The following is an 18,416-nucleotide window of genomic DNA, read 5'->3' as shown; positions in this document are numbered from 1 at the left end:
CGGCGTGTTCCATACGGATCGTGTGAGCCCTCACGCCTGGTCGAGGCTCATCCGCCATGCTGCTTCGCTCGCAGCCCGACGGATCGCCGCACGATCACCGCTGAAGGTGAACTCTTGAACGTGACAACGCACACCGTCGGGCTCGGATTCCCGGTCCACGACCGCGATCGCCACGTAGCAGCGTCCGACAGGTTGACCGTCCTGTTCGCTCGGCCCGGCAACGCCCGTCGTCGCGGCGGCCACGTCGGCTTCGAAGAGACGTAGCGCACCGCGCGCCATCTGGGTGGCGACCTCGGCATCGACGGCTCCGCGTTCGGCGAGCAGAGCGTCGTCCACCCCGAGGACGGCGGCTTTCGCCTCCGTCGCATAGGTGACGGCCGCGCCGCGCAGCACACGGCTGGCGCCGGGGACGTCGGCGATCCCCGCGCTGACGAGCCCCGCCGTCAGCGATTCTGCGCAGGCGAACCTCAGCCCGCGACGGGTGAAATCCTCGACGAGCCGCTGAGCCGTCTCGGACGCTCCCACGCTCATGCCGACCCTTCCGTCCCGCGCCCCCCATGACGGCGGTTGAGCCGCGTCGCCTGGACGAAGTAGTCGACGCCGGTGACGACGGTGACGACGATCGCGCCCGCGAGAATCGCCCACGCCAGCGCGTGCCCGACCCACGGCAGCGGCAGCACGAACAGCCCGGCTGCGAGTGCCTGCAGCGCCGTCTTGATCTTGCCGCCGCGGCTGGCCGGCATGACGCCGTGGCTGCGGCGGATGACGACGAATCGCAGTGCGGTGACGGCGATCTCGCGCGCGAGGATGAGCACGGTCGCCCACCACGGCACGACGTCGATGAGTGACAGGCCGACGAACGCCATGCCGGTGAGGGCCTTGTCGGCGATCGGGTCCATCAGCTTGCCGAAGTCGGTGACGAGGCCACGCTTGCGGGCGATGTCGCCGTCGATGCGGTCGGTGATCGCCGCGACGGCGAACAGCACGAACGCGATGATGCGGAACGTGTCGTCGTGCCCGGCGCGCGCGACGAGGAACCAGCCGAAGAACGGCACGAGCGCGATGCGACCCATCGTCAAGGCGTTCGCAATGTTCCAGTCGCTGACGGTCTCGCGGCCCGCAGGCGCGTCGACGGGGGCCGCAGGCTCGCAGGCTGCGTCGTCCGTCACGCCACCCTCGGTCGCCTCGGGCGTGTGGCCCTGAGTCGCACGATGCGCCACGTCAGCGCAGCTCCCCGACGAGGTCGATTCCTTCGGTGGCGACGACCTCGACCTCGACGATGTCGCCGACGCGCAGTTCGCGCCCGTCGGGGGCCTCGACGTAGGTCATGCCGTCGACGTCCGGGCCCTGCTGCCCGGCGCGGCCGACATGGCGAACGGCGGCCTCGGGGTCGTCCTCGTCGTCCGACTCGGTGGCCTCGATGAGCACCTCGAGACGCTCCCCAATGCGCTCCTCGGCGCGCTGCAGGTTGAGCTCCTCGGTCAGGGTGCGGAAGTGCTCGAGGCGCGCGTCGATCTCGTCCTGCGGCAGCTTGTCGGCATAGGTCTCGGCCTCGGTGCCGTCCTCGTCGGAGTAGCCGAAGACACCGACGACGTCGAGGCGCGCCCCGACGAGGAACTGTTCGAGTTCGTCGAGGTCCTTCTCACTCTCGCCCGGGAACCCGACGATGACGTTCGAACGGATGCCCGCGTTCGGCACGCGGCGCCGCACGTCGTCGAGCAGGCTGAGGAAGGACTCGCGATCGCCGAAGCGCCGCATCGTGCGCAGCAACGGGCCGGAGGCGTGCTGGAACGAGATGTCGAAGTACGGCGCGATACCAGGCGTGTTCGCCATGACATCGAGCAGGTCGGGCCGGATCTCCGCGGGCTGCAGGTACGACACGCGCACACGTTCGATGCCGTCCACGGCGACGAGCTCGGGCAGCATCGTGTCGAGCAGGCGCAGGTCACCGAGGTCCTTGCCGTAGGAGGTCGAGTTCTCCGAGACGAGGAAGACCTCCTTGACGTCGTGCTCACCGAGCCAGCGCGCCTCCGCGAGGACGTCGGCGGGGCGACGCGAGATGAACGCGCCGCGGAACGCGGGAATCGCGCAGAAAGCGCAACGTCGGTCGCAGCCGCTCGCGATCTTGAGCGGCGCCCACGGACGGCCGTCGAGGCGGGCACGGATGACGCGCGGCGTCGCGACGGGCGAGGCCACCTCGACGTCCGACGGCTCGCTGACCGGCGCACCGTGGCCGGGCAGCGCGAGACCGTCGGCGCCCTCCTGCCGCTTCGCGGGCGAGATCGGCAGTAGCTTGCGGCGGTCGCCTGGCATGTGCGCCTCGGGCTTGTGGCCGTTGAGCACCGACGTCAGGTGCGTCGACATGTCGGTGTAGGAATCGAAACCGAGCACCGCGTCGGCCTCGGGCAGCTGATCGGCGAGCTGCTTGCCGTAGCGCTCGGCGAGGCAGCCGACGGCGACGACGGCCTGCGTCCGCCCGGATTCCTTGAGTTCGTTCGCCTCGAGCAGCGCGTCGATCGAGTCCTTCTTCGCCTGCTCGACGAACCCGCACGTGTTGACGACGGCGACGTCCGCCTCTGCGGCATCGTCGACGAGCGTCCAGCCCTCCGCGGACAGACGCCCCGCGAGCGCTTCGGAGTCGACCTCGTTGCGCGCGCATCCGAGGGTGACGACGGCGACGCTGCGGGTGGGGGCGGAAGTCATGCTCGAAAGTCTAGTGGCGCCGCCCTCGCCCAAGGTTCGGCCCACGCCGAGCGACCTATCATTAGCGCGTGTATGACGCCCCTCTGATCGTCCCGGCCGTCCTCCTCGCGTTCGTGCTCCTCGTCTCCGGCGTCGCGAAGCTCGCGGATCTCGAGACCGCCGCCCAGGCCTTCACGAGCCTGCGCCTGCCGCGATTCCTCATGCGGTGGAAGGTGCCGACGCTGCTGCCGGTCGCCGAGATCGTGCTCGCGATCGCGCTCATCGTGACGTCGGGGTGGCTCGCGGCCGTGGTCAACGTAGCGGCCGTGCTGCTGTTCGTCGCCTACCTCGTCGTCATCGTGCGCGCGCTGGGCTTCGGCGAGCCCGTCACGTGCTCGTGCTTCGGCAAACTCGGCCTCGGCTTCGTCGACCGATTCACTGCGGTACGCAACGTCGTCCTCGTCGCGCTCGCGGCGCTGTCGCTGTTCGACGCGGCGCGTGGTGACGGCGTCCTGGCGCGCCTGCGTGATTTCGACGGCGGCGACTGGGCCTGGCTCGCGGGCGTGTTGGGCGCGGTGGTGCTGACGTGGCTCATCGCTGGCCACCGCGGCGACGACTCGGCGGCTTCTGCGGTCTCGGGCCCGGTGGCCACCGCGGGCGGCGGCGACGAGGACGACTACCTGCGCGTCCCCGTCCCCTTCGCCGTCGTCACGACGCCGGGCGGGCAGAGCGTGACCCTGCGCGATCTCGCGGCGCGTGAAGCCGTTCTGCTGCTCTTGGTGTCACCGACGTGCGGCTCGTGCATCGACGTCATCGAGCACGCGCGCACCTGGCAGCGCACCATGCCGGCGCTGCGCACGAGCCTCGTGCTGCCGATGGCGCCGCGCGAGGTCGTGCCGGGCCTCGACGACGCCGACGACTTCGACCTGCTCTTCGACGAGACGTACGCCGTCGCGCGGCTGTTCGGCGTCGGCACTCCCTCGGCCGTGCTGCTCGGCGCCGACGGCAAGCTCGTCGGCGGGCCGGTGGGCGGCACGAAGGACGTCATCGCTCTCATGGGTGACATCGCCGACCAGCTCGGTGCCGCGCCGAACGAGAACCCCGCCGACACCTCAACCGTGGGGGTTTCGGACGCCGCGCCATTGGACCCCGCAGTTGCCCCGGCCACCGGCGCCGCGGCCCCGAACCCTCCGAAGCCTCACGCGAGTGGCGCCCCGGCCGCCGACGCCGCCGCGTCGAGCGCCGTCGAGTCTCACGGGGTTGACGCCCTCACCGCTGAGACGCCCGTCGCCCCTGATGGCACTCGCGCCGGTGATGCCCCTGAATCTCCGGCCGCCTCCGTCAACCAAGCGCCTCAAGCCGCGGGCGTTCACAACGTCTCTGACCCCTCAGAGGCGAGCGACGATGATCTGCTCGACTACGTGCCGACGCCGACGCCGTTCATGATGTTCGAGGACGCGACGGGCGCGACGACGTCACTGCGACAGATTGGCGCGATGGGCCCAGCGATCTTTCTCTACGTCTCACCTTCGTGTGGGTCGTGTCTGCACGTCATGGACGCAGCGCCGGCGTGGCAGGAACAGCTCGGTGCCCTGCCGATCCACTACGTCGTCACGACGCAGCCGCAGGCGGACGTCATCGTCGAGCGCGGCACCGACCCGGCCCGTGTCATGATCGACGAGCCGCTCGCCATCTCACAGATGATGCGGGTCGGCACGCCGACGCTGTTCGCCGTCGGCCCGACGCAGGAACTCATCGCCGGCCCCGTCTCGGGATTCGATGCCATCGAGGCGACGATGCAGGACATCCTCACCGAGGTCGCCGCTGCCCGCCCGGCTCACTCCTGACGCACCCGTCCTGTCCCCTCGCAGCCGTCCCCATCGGCGATTTACGTCCACGTTCGCGATTCCCGTCCTCTTCTGCGAACGGCGTCCACCTTCGCGATTCCTGTCCACAACGGCGATTCTTGGCCACCTTCATGGAAGTGACCAAGAATCGCGAATGTGGACGGGAATCGCACATGTGGATGTGATTCGCCGATGGGGACGGGAATCGCAGATGAGGACGCGCCCGAGCCGCCGGCGGGCGGGTCAGCGGCGGGCGGACGAGCGGGTCAGCGGGCGTTGCTCGTGAGGTTCCAGGCGTCCTCAGAACCGTCGTCATCGGACGAGTCGTGCCCGTCGTAGTACTGCTCGCCCGGCTCGGCGAGGTCGGCCTGCGACTGCGCGACGAGGTCGATCGGCCCCGCTCCCATCGAACCGCCCGCACCCATCGAGCCGGGTGCACCCGTGGAACCCCCGGAGCCGCCCGAACCCCTACCGCCGAGGGCGTCGTCCTCGTCAGCATCCGCGAAACCGTCGCCACCCGACGCATCGGGCACGTCCTCGCCCTTGAGCAACGCGAGCGTCTGCGGCAAGTCGTCGGGCTTGACGAGCACGTCGCGCGCCTTCGACCCCTCGGACGGGCCGACGATGGCGCGCGATTCGAGCAGGTCCATGAGGCGCCCGGCCTTCGCGAATCCGACGCGCAGCTTGCGCTGCAGCATCGAGGTCGATCCGAACTGTGTCGTGACAACGAGTTCGGCGGCCTGCAGCAGCACGTCGAGGTCGTCGCCGATGTCGTCGTCGATCTCCTTCTTCGGCGCGACCTGCGCGACGTCCTCGCGGTAGTTCGGCGCGAGCTGGCTCTTGACGTGCGCGACGACGGCGTGGATCTCGGATTCGTTGACCCATGCGCCCTGCACGCGCATCGGCTTGCTCGCACCCATCGGCAGGAACAGCGCGTCACCCTGACCGAGCAGCTTCTCGGCACCGGGCTGGTCGAGCACGACGCGGCTGTCGGCGAGCGACGACGTCGCGAACGCTAGGCGCGACGGCACGTTGGCCTTGATGATGCCGGTGACGACGTCGACGGACGGGCGCTGCGTCGCGAGGATGAGGTGAATGCCCGCGGCACGCGCGAGCTGCGTGATGCGCTGGATCGACGCCTCGACGTCGCGCGGCGCGACGAGCATGAGGTCGGCGAGCTCGTCGACGACGACGAGCAGGTAGGGGTACGGCGCGAGCTTGCGCTTGCTGTCGGGCGGCAGCTGCACCTTGCCCGCGCGCACCGCCTTGTTGAACTCGTCGATGTGCTTGTAGCCGAACGCGGCCAGGTCGTCATAGCGTGCGTCCATCTCGCGCACGACCCACTCGAGTGCCTCGGCGGCCTTCTTCGGGTTCGTGATGATCGGCGTGATGAGGTGCGGGATGCCCTCGTACGCCGTCAGTTCGACGCGCTTGGGGTCGACGAGCACCATGCGCACCTCTTCGGGCGTGGCCCGCATGAGCAACGACGTGATCATCGAGTTGACGAAGCTCGACTTACCGGCGCCCGTCGCACCCGCGACGAGCATGTGCGGCATCTTCGCGAGGTTCGCGACGACGTAGCCGCCCTCGACGTCCTTGCCGACACCCATGACCATCGGGTGCGTGTTGTTGCGCGCCGCCTGGCTGCGCAGCACGTCGCCGAGGCTGACGAGTTCCTTGTCGGCGTTCGGGATCTCGATACCGATGGCCTTCTTGCCGGGGATCGGCGACAGGATGCGCACGTCGGCGCTCGCGACGGCGTACGAGATGTTCTTGCTCAACCCCGTCACACGGTCGACCTTGACGCCGGGGCCGAGTTCGACCTCGTAGCGCGTCACCGTCGGGCCGCGCGTGAACCCGCTGACGACGGCGTCGATACCGAACTGCTCGAGTACCTCGGTCAGCGCGTCGACGACGCGGTCGTTCGCGGCGGAACGCTCCTTGGGCGGGGTCCCCTGTTCGAGGACGTTCGAATCGGGCAGCGTGTACGTGACGTCGCCGCCCATTGCGAGCTGCTCGACACGAGGTGGAAGCTGTTCGGTGGGCTGAGCTTCCACCTGACGTTGAGGGACGGCTGCGGCCGGCGCAGCCTGCTCGACGCGCGTGGCACCGGCATCCTGACGGGCCGCCGCGGCCTTCGGCGACTCCCCCGGCCGCTGTGCCGACGCCGGGCGCGACGCCTGCGCCGCACGTGCGGAGGCCTGGTCGACAACGGCATCGTCGACGGAATCCATGGGTGCGGAGCGGCGCGCTGCCCCACCTGCCGCCTCCCCTGCCGGCGACGCTCCGGAGCGCGATGCTCGGGCTCGCGCGAGCGCAGCGGCGCTCGCGTCACCGGCGCGCTCGTCGTCAGAGCCGCCGGCGGGCATCTCTCGCGTCTGATCGACGCCCGCCGGGGCGCCGTCGATCGTGTCGATGTCGTAGATCTGCTGCTCACCGCGACGGCGGTTGAGCGGGTTGCGTGATATGCCACGGCCCGCGCCGCGCGGCCCCTTGCCGACGACCTCGGCGGCCTGCTCGTAGGGCTCATCGCCGCGCCGGGCGTCGTCACCCGCGCCGCGACGCGAGCCGCCCCGCGCGCGGTTACCGATGTCGGCGCCGTGCAGGTCGTCGGCGACGGCGTCACGCTGAAGCAGCTCGCCCTCGTCGTCGCGTTCATCGAGGGGGTGGCCGAAGATCTGCGCCTCGACCTCGCGGATGCGCTGCGGGATGCGATTGACGGGCGTGCGCGTCAGCACGAGGAAACCGAAGAACGACACGAGCGCGAGGATGATGCCCGCGCCCCACACCGTGAGCGCGGCAGACAGCGGCCCTCCCGTGATGACGCCGAGGATGCCGCCTGCGCCGCGCACCGCGGTCGAAACCCCTGTCGACGGACGCCCGCCGACGAGGTGGGCGATCCCCGTCGAGCCGAGCGCGAGGATCGTCAGTCCGATCGTCATGCGGTTGGTCGGCTGGTGCCCCCGCGGGTGGCGGAACATGTGGATGGCCATGCCGATGAGGACGACGGGCAGAACGTAGGCGATGACGCCGAACGTGCCGGCCGCGACGGCGTGGACGACGTCCCCGAACATGCCGGGCAGCCCCCACCACTCCCGCGCAGCGACGACGATGCCGAGGGCGAGGAGGGCGAAACCGAGCCCGTCGCGACGGTGTTCGGGTTCGAGGTCAGAAGCGGCGGCGCCGACGCGGCGGACGGTGCCGCCGGCGACGTGCGAAACACCCATCCACGCGCCACGAGCAGCGCGACCGGACGCGGAGGGACGCGCTTCAGCAGCCCCTCGCGACGAGCCGGTCTTGCGCGCGGGTGCATTCTTCGTCGTGCCGCCCGAACGTGGTGCGCTCGACTTCGGCGGGGTCGTGCGGGCGCGCGTCGTCGAGGCCGCAGATGCGCCGGCCGGGCGCGAGCTCTTGGCGCGCGGCTGCGAAGAGGCCTTCTTCGCGACGAGGACGCTGTCGTTCGCTGGTCTGTTTCGGGTCGCCACCCCGCAAGGCTAGTGGGGGTTCCGGCCGTTTTCGCGGACCCACGCCGTGACACGGGTCCAATGGTGACGGCGGGTCGGCTCGACACCTTCGAATCCGCGTCCCGATGCGCTGGCGCGTTGACGCGCTCGCATCCGACAGCGCCCTGACCCTTGTCGGAGGCGCCGCCAGCTGCCCGGGGGACCACGGGCATCCCCACCGCGAGACGCCGACTCTTGCGCGCGGCGCTCGCCATCCGCGATCCCACAGGTGATCTCACGATGCGAACCTCTGGCCGCACGTCGGTGGACGCGGCGGAGGGCCGGGTGCGAGCGTTCACGTAGGTCATGAGTTCCAGCGCACAGCCCCGGCTTGCTGGACGGCAACCCTCCACCGCGGTGGGGTGCTCCGGGTGACGACCTGGCCGCCACCAGCACCGGTGTCGGCAAGCGCGGGCCGAGCCATCTGGCGACGGCGAGGCCCCTGATTCGAGGAGCCTCGATGCCCCGTTCTGCCATTCTCTCGATCCTTGACTCCGACGCGCGCCGCCACGCTGCGAGCCACACGACCCGCCCCGCTCACGCCGTAACCCCCGGGACTCCCGTCGCGGACCCCGAGCGTCACCACACCCAGCCCGCGCACCCCGGCGGGTCCCGTCGCGAGACGCCCACGGCTACCCATCATCGCGCGGACGCGCCGCAGCAGGCCAATGCCGCCCTGGCCACGATCGGCGCCGATCTCGGCGTCGCGACGCTCGACGGGCGCGTCGTCGAGCACGCGAACTTCGACCACGGCGCGACGGCTCCCGCGCTGCAGGCCGCCGCGCGGGCCGTCGACACGACCCTGCGCACGTACGGTTCGGTGCATCGCGGTGCGGGACGGGCGTCGCAGCTGACGACCCGGTGGTACGAGGAGGCTCGGCAGGAGGTCGCCGCGTTCGTCGGCGCGCGCGAGGACGACGTCACCGTCTTCACGCGCAACACCTCGGACGCGCTCAACCTGTTGGCTCACTGTCTGCCGCAACAGACGCAGGTCTTCGTGTTCCGCTCGATGCACCACGCGGCGCTGCTGCCGTGGGCGGACGAGCGGACGACGCGGCTGCCGATCCCTCACTCTCACGCCGAGGCTGAGGGCTACCTCGACGTCGCTCTGGCGGAATTCCGCGCCCACAACGATGCTCCCGTGTTGGTCCTCATCACCGGCGCCTGCAACGTGACGGGCGAGGTGTGGCCCATCGAGCGCCTCGCCGCCGTCGCCCGCCGGCATGAGGCGCGGACGGCTCTCGACGCCGCGCAGCTCGCCCCGCACCGCCGCGTCGACATCGACGCCTGGGGCATCGACTACGTCGCTCTGTCCGGCCACAAGGCCTACGCGCCGTACGGTTCAGGAGCCCTCGTCGGGCGCCGCGACTGGCTCGACACCGCCCCTCCGTACTTCCGCGCCGGCGGCGCGAGCCACCGCGTCAGCGAAGATGCGTCAGGCGCCGGCGACGTCGCCTGGGCGCCCGCGCCCGCACGCCACGAGGGCGGCACCCCGAACGCGGTCGGGGCCATCGCGCTCGCGGCCGCAGCCTCGACGCTGTCCGCGCAGCGCGGCGAAGCCGAGGCGCGCGAGGAGAAGATCCACGCCATCGTCCGCGACGGTCTCAACTCGATCGACGGCGTGAGGATCGTCGAACTCTTCGACGAGCAGAATGCCGCGGACGCTCACCTCGACGATGGCGCGCCAAGGCGGAATGCGAGCGACAACGTCGGCGTCACGACGTTCACCGTCGCCGGATACGACCCGACGCTCGTCGCTCAGGTGCTCGCAGACGAGCACGGCATCGCTGTGCGCGACGGGCGATTCTGCGCTCACCTGCTCTGCGACGCGCGCCTCGGCGAGGGCGCGACGGCAGTGCGCGCCTCGATCGGTCTCGCCACGACGACAGAGCACGCACGACGCCTCGTCGACGCCGTGCGTGCTCTCGTCACCCATGGGCCCACCTTCGACTACACCCACACCCCGGGCCTCGGGTGGAGCCCCGTCACCGACCGACGAGACCTCTCAGAGCCCCGCCCCTGGTGAGGAGAACGAGCGGCGGTGGGCCCCAGCGAGGGGCTCACCGCCGCATTTCGTCAGATACGGGATGCCGACGCGGTGGCTCCTGTCGAAGGGCCCGCTCGCGCGCTCATGCGAGTTTTTTTGACCACGCTCAATAACAAACCTCGACGTCCATTTCGAATCCAGTTGCACCCCAACGGACGAAGGGTGCGACGCGTCACACGCGTCGCACCCTTCATTCATCCGAGATGGCAGCCAGAGGCGATCTCAGCCGCCTCACACGACCCCCTGACATACCCCCGAAGCGTCAGGCGTCGATGACCACCGGGATGATCATCGGTCGGCGGCGCAGCTTGCCGCCGACGAAACCGCCCACGGCGCGCCGGATGACCTGCTGCAGTTGGTGGCTGTCCTTGACACCCTTGTTGCGTGCCTCGAGCAGCGCCTGCTCGATCTTCGGCCGGACGCGGTCGAACACCTCGTCGCCCTCGGCGAAGCCGCGCGTGCGGATGTCCGGGCCGGCGAGGATCGCGCCCGTCTTCGCGTCGCGCACGACGATGACGGTGACGAAGCCCTCGTCACGCAGGATGCGGCGGTCCTTGAGCATGTCCTCGTCGGTCGTACCGACGAGCGAACCGTCGACGTAGACGTACCCGACCGGCACCGCGCCCGTGATGGCAGCCTTGCCGTTGACGAGGTCGACGACGACGCCGTTCTCGGCGAGCAGCACCTGGTCGCTCGGCACACCCGTCGCGGCGGCGAGCTTGCCGTTGGCGACGAGGTGACGCCACTCGCCGTGGATCGGCATGACGTTCTTCGGCTTGACGACGTTGTAGCAGTACAGCAGCTCGCCGGCGGAGGCGTGGCCCGAGACGTGCACCATCGCGTTGCCCTTGTGCACGACATTGGCGCCGAGACGCATGAGGCCGTTGATGAGGCCGTAGACGGCGTTCTCGTTGCCCGGGATGAGCGAGCTCGCCATGAGGATGGTGTCGCCCTCCCCCACGTCGATACGGTGGTCGCGGTTCGCCATGCGCGCCAGCGCCGCCATCGGCTCACCCTGCGAGCCGGTGCAGATAAGCACCTGCTTGTCCTCGGGCATCTGCTCGAGCTTCTTGATGTCGACGAGCACGTTGTCGGGCACCTTGAGGTAGCCGAGGTCGGCGGCGATCGTCATGTTGCGCACCATCGAGCGCCCGACCATCGCGACCTTGCGCCCGTGGGCCTCGGCGGCGTCGAGCACCTGCTGCACGCGGTGCACGTGCGAGGAGAAGCAGGCGACGATGATGCGTCGCTCCGCCTTCTCGAAGACGCGCTCGATCGCGGGCGTGATGTCCTTCTCCGGCGTCGTGAAGCCGGGCACCTCGGCGTTCGTCGAGTCGGTGAGGAACAGGTCGACGCCCTCCTCACCGAGCCGCGCGAACGCGCGCAGGTCGGTGATGCGGCCGTCGAGCGGAAGCTGGTCCATCTTGAAGTCGCCGGTGCACAGCAGGTTGCCTGCGGGGGTTCGGACGAAGACGGCGAGCGCGTCGGGGATCGAGTGGTTGACGGCGACGAACTCGCAGTCGAACGGGCCGATCTTCTCGCGCTGGCCCTCCTTCACCGCCATCGTGTACGGGCGGATGCGGTGCTCCTTGAGCTTCGCCTCGATGAGCGCGAGCGTCAGCGTCGAGCCGATGAGCGGGATGTCGTTCTTCATGCGCAACAGGTACGGCACCGCGCCGATGTGGTCCTCGTGACCGTGCGTCAAAACGATGGCCTCGATGTCGTCGAGGCGATCCTTGAGGTAGTCGAAGTCGGGCAGGATGAGATCGACGCCCGGGTGATCCTCGGGGAAGAGGACACCACAGTCGATGATGAGCAGGCGTCCGCCGTACTCGACGACCGTCATGTTGCGGCCGACCTCGCCGAGACCGCCGAGCGCGATGATGCGCGCACCGTTCTTCGCCAGCGCGGGCGGCGGGCCGAGTTCGAGCGGACTCTTCATCACAGCAGCCCCGCCTTCGTCAGGCCGTCACGCAGGACGGCGTACATCGCCTCGTCCGCGGGCAGCAGCGGCAGGCGGATGGCGTCGGAGTTGATGACGCCCTGCTCCTTGAGGGCGGCCTTCACCATGATGGCGCCCTGGGAGGTGTTCATCAGCGCGTCGATCGCGGGGATGAGCTTGGTGTGGATGGCGCGCGCCGTCGCGAGGTCGCCCGCGTCGACAGCGTCGATCATCGCGCGGAACTCGTTGCCTGCCACGTGGCCGACGACGGAGACGACGCCGACTGCGCCGAGCGCGAGCCACGCGAGGTTGACGACGTCGTCGCCCGAGTACCACAGCAGATCGGTCTCGTCCATGAGCTTCGTCGCCTCGAAGAAGTCGCCCTTGGCATCCTTGACCGCGCGCACCTGGTCGATCGTCGCGAGCTGACGGATCGTGTCGCTCGCGAGCGCCGTCCCCGAGCGCCCGGGGATGTCGTAGGCCATGGCCGGCAGGTCGGTGGCGCCGACGACGGCCTTGAAGTGCTCGACGATGCCCGCCTGCGTCGGCTTGTTGTAGTACGGCGTGACGACGAGGACGGCGTCCGCCCCAGCGTCCGCGAGTGCCTTGGCGGCGCGTACCGAGTGCGCGGTGTCGTTCGTACCGACCCCGGCGGTGATCGCTGTGCGGCCCTTGACGGCGTCGGCGACGGCGCGCACCGTCTCGATGTTCTCCTCGTCGGTCGTCGTCGCCGACTCCCCCGTCGTGCCGTTGACGACGAGGCCGTCGTGCCCGTTCGCGACGAGGTGCTCGGCGAGCTTCTTCACTCCGTCGTAGTCGATCGAGCCGTCCGGTTTCATGGGCGTCACCATGGCCGTGACCATGCGCCCGAAAGGTGTCGTCGTCGTCATGCGCCCAGGTTAGTGCACGAGCGTCCACGTGTGCGGACGCCCGCCGCGCGCGACGTCGCCACCACCAACTCGCCACCACGAAGCGGACGCCGCAGGCGCCTTGTCACCGGCGCGTCCTACAGTGAGGCGCGTGGAGCAATATCACGCACTGCTGAGGCGCATTCTCGACGAGGGCACCCGCAAGGACGACCGCACGGGCACGGGGACGCTCAGCGTCTTCGGTCATCAGATGCGCTTCGACCTGTCCCAGGGGTTTCCCGTTCTCACGACGAAGAAGCTGCACCTGCGCTCGATCTTCGGCGAACTGCTGTGGTTCCTCCGCGGCGACACGAACGTCGCATGGCTGCACGAGCGCAAGATCTCGATCTGGGACGAATGGGCCGACGCCGACGGTGACCTCGGGCCGATCTACGGCCACCAGTGGCGCTCGTGGCCGACGCCGAACGGCGAGACGATCGACCAGATCGCGCGCGTCGTCGAGTCGATTCGCACGAACCCCGACAGCCGTCGTCACATCGTCTCGGCGTGGAACGTCGCCGACGTCGACGACATGGCGCTGCCGCCGTGCCACACGATGTTCCAGTTCTACGTCGCCGACGGAAAGCTGTCGTGCCAGCTCTACCAGCGCAGTGGTGACGTCTTCCTCGGCGTCCCGTTCAACATCGCCTCGTATGCCCTCCTGACCCACATGGTCGCGCAGGTCACGGGCCTCGCGGTGGGCGATTTCGTCCACACGCTCGGCGACGCGCACCTCTACGTCAATCACCTCGACCAGGCGCGCCTCCAGCTGACACGTACGCCGAAGACGCTGCCGACGCTCGTGCTCAACCCCGACGTGACGGCGCTCGACGCGTTCGAGCTCGATGACATCCGCCTCGACGGTTACGAGGCCGACCCCGCGATCAAGGCCCAGGTGGCGGTATGAGCGATGCGCCCCAGCTGACGAGCATCGCCGCCGTCGCCGAGAACGGCGTCATCGGCACGGGCGGCGACATGGCGTGGAACATCCCCGCCGACTTCGCGCACTTCAAGGCGACGACGATGGCTCACCCCATGATCATGGGGCGCACGACGTTCGCGACGATGGGCACCCTGCCCGGGCGCCGCTCGATCGTCGTGACGCACGATCCCGAGTTCGCCCCCGCACAGCCGGCGCGTGACGACACGTCCGTCACCGTCGTTCACTCTGTCGACGAAGCCCTCGAACAGGTCGCCGGCCAGGACGCGTTCGTCGTCGGCGGCGCGCAGATCTACGCCGCGACGATGGACCACGTCACCCGTCTGCTCATCAGCGAGATCCCCCTCGCGCCTGAGGGCGACGCCCACTTTCCCACGATCGACCCGGCCGTGTGGGTCGAGACGCAGCGCGCACCGCGCGACGGGTTCACGCTCGTCATGTACGAACGCCGCACCTCGTGAGCGACGCCCGGCACGAGACGTCGGGAGGTGACGCGCCCGTCGACGTCCGTCATCACCGGACGGCGCACACCCCTGGCGACCACTCCGACCACGACCATCCCGACGCCCTCCACGAGGACGCCGCGGCCGTCAAGAAGGACTCGGTCTCCCTCGCGATCGCGACGGGCGTGTCCGGCGTCAGCTTCGGCGCGCTCGCCATCGCTGCGGGCCTCACGACCTGGCAGACGATGGCGCTGTCGCTGCTGTTGTTCTCCGGCGGTTCGCAGTTCGCCGTCGTCGGGGTGCTCGGTGGCGGTGGGTCGGGAGCGTCGGCCGTCGCGACGTCGTCACTGCTCGGCGTGCGCAACGGCATCTATGGTCTGCAGATCAACCAGTTCCTACGCCCGCGCGGGCTGCGGCGCCTCCTCGCCGCGCAGGTGACGATCGACGAGTCGGCCGCCATGTCGGTCGGGCGCCCCACCGAACAGTTGTCACGCACCGGATTCTGGTGGACGGGCCTGGGCGTCTACGTCATGTGGAACACGATGACGTTCGTCGGCACAGTCGCCGGCAACGCGATGGGCGACCCGAAGAAGTACGGCCTCGACGCCGCCGCCGTCGGCGCCTTCATGGCGCTGCTGTGGCCGCGCCTCGGCACGCTGCAGGGCAAGGTGACGGCGGCGCTCGCCGCGTGCATCGCGCTCGGGTTGTCGCCGCTCACGCAGGCCGGCGTGCCCGTTCTCGCGACGGTCGTCGCGGCCGTCGTCGTCGGCTGGTGGTACTCCACACGGCACGATTCCCCCTCAGCCGACGGCGAGTCGAGCGCCGACGTTCCCGGCGTCGAGACGTCTCGCGCCGATGCGCCCGGTGACGGCGCGACGCCCGGTGGCCCGTCCGACGCCGGCCGGATCGGATCGACGACATGAGCACATGGACGACGGTTCTGCTCGCGAGCGCGTTGTCGTTCGTGCTCAAGTTCATCGGCTATCTCGTGCCGCCGCGCTACCTCGAGGGCAAGCGGACGTCGAACATCGTCGCGCTGCTACCGGTGGCGTTGCTCACCGGCCTCGTGTGTGTCCAGGCGTTCGTCGGCGACGGCGGCCGGGTCGTCATCGACGCGCGCGCAGCGGCGGCCGTCGCAGCGATCATCGCCCTGGTTCTGCGCGCGCCGTTCATCGTCGTCGTCATCGTCGCGGCCGCGACGGCCGCGATCATCCGGTTGTTCTGAGCCGACGCTCCTGGATTCAGATCTCGCTCCCTATGGTGGAGTGAGACCTCAGGACGAGCTTTCGAGGGGATCGATGAGGCGCAGCCCGCCGACCCCGGCGAAATCCTGCGCGTTGCGCGTGGCGAGTGCAGAGCCGGCGGCCAGAGCGATACCGGCGATCTGGGCATCCGCCGTTCCCATGACTCGCCCGACCGACGTAGCACTCGCGAGAACGTGGGCGGTCGCGTGCGCTCACGCAGCGTCTGCAAGAAATTCTTCTCCGGCACGTGGGTCGCTGCCGCGAGAATCGCCCGCACCTCGGCCTCGACGGAACGTCCAGGCTCCGCAGCCTGACGGCGCAGGCGCTCGTGGACGACCTCATCGACATCTGGCATCCTCAGAGTGGCCAAGACGAGCACCTCCTCGGCAGCAAAGCGAGCAAGGAGGTGCTCGTGAGCCCATGGCGAGACTCAGGCGGCTTGGGGCTGCACCTGCCGCTGCACGAGCTGCGTGACGTTCTGGGGCTTCCGCTCGAGCTTCGCGGCGTACTCGTTCGGCAGCGACAGGCGGATGATCGCCCACCAGGCCGACGCGATCTGCTTCGGCAGCGGCCCCGTCACGTAGGACAACCCGTAGCGGCGAGCGATGTCCTGCACCTGCTCGCTGATCTCCGCGTACCGGTTGCTCGGCAGGTCGGGGAACATGTGGTGCTCGATCTGGTAGCTCAGGTTGCCCGTCGCGATGTGCATGGCCCGCGAACCGCTGATGTTCGCCGAACCGAGCATCTGGCGCAGGTACCAGTCGCCGCGCGTCTCCCCGACGATCGACTTCTTCGTGAACGTCTCGACACCACTCGGGAAGTGTCCGCACATGATGACCGAGTGTGTCCAGAGGTTGCGCGTGAGGTTCGCGATGAAGTTCGCCTTGATCGTCTGCTTGCCCGACCCCGTCAGCGCCGAGAGCAGCGGGTGCGCAATGTAGTCCTTCGTCACCTGCTCACGGATCTTGTGCAGCACCTTGCGACCGTCGCGGGCGAATACGTCCTTGTCCTTGCGCCCCTTGAGGTACTTGCCGATCTCCAGGTCGTACGCGGCGATGCCGTACTCGAAGAAGCACGCGTTGATGAAGTTCCACATCGGCTGTGCGAGGTAGAACGGCACCCACTTCTGATCCTCGTCGACGCGCATGATGCCGAACCCGAGGTCGTTGTCGCGCCCGATGACGTTCGTGTACGTGTGGTGCAGCTCGTTGTGGCTGTGCTTCCACAGGTCGGCGGGCGAGGCGTTGTCCCACTCCCACGTACTCGAGTGGATCTTCGGGTCGCGCATCCAATCCCACTGGCCGTGCATGACGTTGTGGCCGATCTCCATGTTCTCGAGGATCTTCGCCACGGCGAGCCCCGCCGTCCCGATGACGAACGCCGGCTTCTTCTTCGAGAACAACAACAGTGCCCGCGACCCCATCTCGAGGCCACGCTGCACCTGGATGACACGACGGATGTACGCCGCGTCCTTCTCGCCCCGGCTCTCGACGACCCGTGCACGCACCGCGTCGAGCTCCTCACCGAGACGCTCGATGTCGGCGCGGCTCAGGTGAGCGATCGGGTTGTGGTCCTTCTTCTGCAGTGCGGTCATGCGACAGCCATCCTTCTTCGTCGTTCTCGTCGTGCGGTTCGTCATGGTCGTGGTTCGTCGTGAGGCGCCCGAGCCGATCTCGCGCCCGGCCGGCGCCCTGCACAGGCGTCGAATTCAGCGTCCGATCGTGCAGTCCCCGGCGGCGGAGGAGATGCAGGTCTGCACCATGACGCCGTCGCCGTCAGTGCCGCTCGTCACCTCGCCGGTGCGCATGTCGCGCACCGCGCCGGAACGCAGCGGCAGCACGCAGCCGTAACAGATGCCCATGCGGCATCCGCTCGGCACGAGGATGTCGGCGGCCTCGGCCGCGTCGAGGATCGACGTCTCGCCGCTGACGGCGACCTCCCGCGTCGTCGTGCCCATGACGATGGTCGCGGTGCCGCCCTCCCCCGGTTCGGCGAGCTCGACGACGAAGTTCTCGGTGTGCAGCTTGTCCTCGACGCCATTGAGTTCGGCGAACTCGCGCAGCATCCGCAGCATCCCGGCGGGGCCGCACGCGTACACCTCACGATCGCGCCAGTCGGGTACGAGATGGTCGAGCTCGGCCGGTTCGAGCCGGCCCTCGAGGCGTGTGTGGCGCTCGACGAGGGTGATGGCGCCACGCTCGTGCAGCCCGCGCAGCTCGTCGGCGAAGATGACGTCCTCGGGGTGGCCGGCCGAGTGCACGACGACGATGTCGTGCGTGCGTTCGCCGTCGGAACGCTCGCCCTCGGCGGCGAGACGGTGGCGCAGCATGCCCATGACGGGGGTGATGCCGGAGCCGCCAGTGACGTACAGCGTCGGCTCGACACCTCCCGTCCAGACGAACTCGCCGCTCGCCTGTTCGAGGTGCACGATCTGGCCGGAGCGCAACGACTCGTGCAGGTGGGAGCTGACGAGCCCGCCGGAGAGTGACTTGACGGTGATCGTGATGCGCCCGTCGTCGCGCGGCCCCGACGTCACCGAGTACGCACGCCACAGGCGCACCCCGTCGACGTCGACGCCGACGCGGATGAACTGCCCCGGCACGTGCCCTGCCCAACCGAGGCCCGGCTGCAGCGTGACGGTCGCGGCGTCCGCCGTCTCGGGGTGCACGTCGACGACGCGGGCGCGCAGGTAGCGGGGGCTGCGCAGCGGGTCGACGAGGTCGAGGTAGTCGTCGGGCAGCAGCGGCGTCGTCAGGGTGCGCACGGCGTTCCAGGCGAGATGCTTCAGGCGGGCGGAGGCCCGCCGTTCGTCCGACGAGCGGGCCATCGTGGTTGATGAGGAGACGGCGTGCGGCATGCG

General features: G+C 69.4%; 15 protein-coding genes and 1 riboswitch. Of the genes, 6 read left to right on the top strand and 9 right to left on the bottom strand.

What is annotated here, in order from left to right; all coding sequences use genetic code 11:
* Window positions 1-30: 30 nt before the first annotated feature.
* From EDC82_RS05355 to rimO, 3 genes are read right to left on the bottom strand one after another with little or no spacing between them, the layout of a single operon-like run.
* Window positions 31-531 carry a CinA family protein gene (locus tag EDC82_RS05355; RefSeq protein WP_131940801.1) on the bottom strand — a complete coding sequence of 167 codons (501 nt, stop codon included), beginning with the start codon at window positions 529-531 and terminating at the stop codon, window positions 31-33.
* Window positions 528-1,220, bottom strand: a complete 693-nt coding sequence (gene pgsA, locus EDC82_RS05350; protein WP_131940799.1) for a CDP-diacylglycerol--glycerol-3-phosphate 3-phosphatidyltransferase — start codon at window positions 1,218-1,220, stop codon at window positions 528-530. Before pgsA ends, EDC82_RS05355 begins: the two co-directional genes overlap by 4 nt.
* Window position 1,221: 1 nt before the next feature.
* Window positions 1,222-2,703, bottom strand: a complete 1,482-nt coding sequence (rimO, locus tag EDC82_RS05345; RefSeq protein ID WP_131940796.1) for a 30S ribosomal protein S12 methylthiotransferase RimO — start codon at window positions 2,701-2,703, stop codon at window positions 1,222-1,224.
* A 68-nt stretch (window positions 2,704-2,771) separates the two neighbouring features.
* On the opposite strand from rimO, the gene EDC82_RS05340 reads away from it, so the two are divergent.
* Window positions 2,772-4,529, top strand: a complete 1,758-nt coding sequence (locus EDC82_RS05340) for a MauE/DoxX family redox-associated membrane protein (RefSeq protein WP_131940794.1) — start codon at window positions 2,772-2,774, stop codon at window positions 4,527-4,529.
* Window positions 4,530-4,795: 266 nt separating this feature from the next.
* On the opposite strand, the gene EDC82_RS05335 is transcribed toward EDC82_RS05340, so the two are convergent.
* Window positions 4,796-7,756, bottom strand: coding sequence for a DNA translocase FtsK (locus EDC82_RS05335; RefSeq protein WP_131940792.1), 2,961 nt, complete (start codon window positions 7,754-7,756; stop codon window positions 4,796-4,798).
* A 578-nt stretch (window positions 7,757-8,334) separates the two neighbouring features.
* Window positions 8,335-8,449: riboswitch (SAM riboswitch) on the top strand.
* 43 nt (window positions 8,450-8,492) lie between these two features.
* Between EDC82_RS05335 and EDC82_RS05325 the strand changes: the two genes are divergently transcribed.
* Window positions 8,493-10,058 carry an aminotransferase class V-fold PLP-dependent enzyme gene (locus tag EDC82_RS05325; protein ID WP_131940790.1) on the top strand — a complete coding sequence of 522 codons (1,566 nt, stop codon included), beginning with the start codon at window positions 8,493-8,495 and terminating at the stop codon, window positions 10,056-10,058.
* A 283-nt stretch (window positions 10,059-10,341) separates the two neighbouring features.
* Here the strand turns inward: EDC82_RS05325 and EDC82_RS05320 are convergent, their stop codons facing one another.
* Both EDC82_RS05320 and dapA read right to left on the bottom strand, forming a co-directional pair.
* The gene (locus EDC82_RS05320; RefSeq protein WP_062258077.1) at window positions 10,342-12,021 is read right to left on the bottom strand and encodes a ribonuclease J; all 1,680 of its coding nucleotides are present in this window, start codon (window positions 12,019-12,021) and stop codon (window positions 10,342-10,344) included.
* Window positions 12,021-12,911 carry a 4-hydroxy-tetrahydrodipicolinate synthase gene (dapA, locus tag EDC82_RS05315; protein ID WP_062258078.1) on the bottom strand — a complete coding sequence of 297 codons (891 nt, stop codon included), beginning with the start codon at window positions 12,909-12,911 and terminating at the stop codon, window positions 12,021-12,023. Before dapA ends, EDC82_RS05320 begins: the two co-directional genes overlap by 1 nt.
* A gap of 130 nt (window positions 12,912-13,041) precedes the next feature.
* On the opposite strand from dapA, the gene EDC82_RS05310 reads away from it, so the two are divergent.
* Genes EDC82_RS05310 through EDC82_RS05295 form a run of 4 tightly spaced genes read left to right on the top strand, consistent with a single transcriptional unit; the run spans window position 13,042 to window position 15,537 of the window.
* Window positions 13,042-13,836 carry a thymidylate synthase gene (locus tag EDC82_RS05310; protein WP_062258080.1) on the top strand — a complete coding sequence of 265 codons (795 nt, stop codon included), beginning with the start codon at window positions 13,042-13,044 and terminating at the stop codon, window positions 13,834-13,836.
* Window positions 13,833-14,330, top strand: a complete 498-nt coding sequence (locus EDC82_RS05305) for a dihydrofolate reductase (protein ID WP_062258083.1) — start codon at window positions 13,833-13,835, stop codon at window positions 14,328-14,330. Before EDC82_RS05310 ends, EDC82_RS05305 begins: the two co-directional genes overlap by 4 nt.
* Window positions 14,327-15,235: an AzlC family ABC transporter permease gene (locus tag EDC82_RS05300; RefSeq protein WP_062258085.1), complete on the top strand. Its 909-nt coding sequence runs from the start codon at window positions 14,327-14,329 to the stop codon at window positions 15,233-15,235. The genes EDC82_RS05305 and EDC82_RS05300 overlap by 4 nt, the downstream gene beginning before the upstream one ends.
* Window positions 15,232-15,537, top strand: coding sequence for an AzlD domain-containing protein (locus EDC82_RS05295; RefSeq protein WP_038567630.1), 306 nt, complete (start codon window positions 15,232-15,234; stop codon window positions 15,535-15,537). Before EDC82_RS05300 ends, EDC82_RS05295 begins: the two co-directional genes overlap by 4 nt.
* A 48-nt stretch (window positions 15,538-15,585) precedes the next feature.
* Here the strand turns inward: EDC82_RS05295 and EDC82_RS15115 are convergent, their stop codons facing one another.
* From EDC82_RS15115 to EDC82_RS05285, 3 genes are all read right to left on the bottom strand, one after another.
* Entirely contained in the window at window positions 15,586-15,717 is a 132-nt protein-coding gene (locus EDC82_RS15115) for a type II toxin-antitoxin system VapC family toxin (RefSeq protein WP_144693322.1), read from the bottom strand.
* Window positions 15,718-15,986: 269 nt separating this feature from the next.
* Window positions 15,987-17,150, bottom strand: coding sequence for an acyl-CoA desaturase (locus EDC82_RS05290; RefSeq protein WP_038570627.1), 1,164 nt, complete (start codon window positions 17,148-17,150; stop codon window positions 15,987-15,989).
* A gap of 114 nt (window positions 17,151-17,264) precedes the next feature.
* Window positions 17,265-18,413, bottom strand: coding sequence for a ferredoxin reductase (locus tag EDC82_RS05285; protein WP_074040533.1), 1,149 nt, complete (start codon window positions 18,411-18,413; stop codon window positions 17,265-17,267).
* Window positions 18,414-18,416 lie beyond the last annotated feature (3 nt).

The sequence above is a fragment of the Dermacoccus sp. SAI-028 genome, from assembly GCF_004346775.1.
Classification (GTDB): Bacteria; Actinomycetota; Actinomycetes; order Actinomycetales; family Dermatophilaceae; genus Dermacoccus; species Dermacoccus nishinomiyaensis.
The sequence above is the reverse complement of the archived record's forward strand: the minus strand, read 5'-3'. Positions and strand labels throughout refer to the sequence as shown.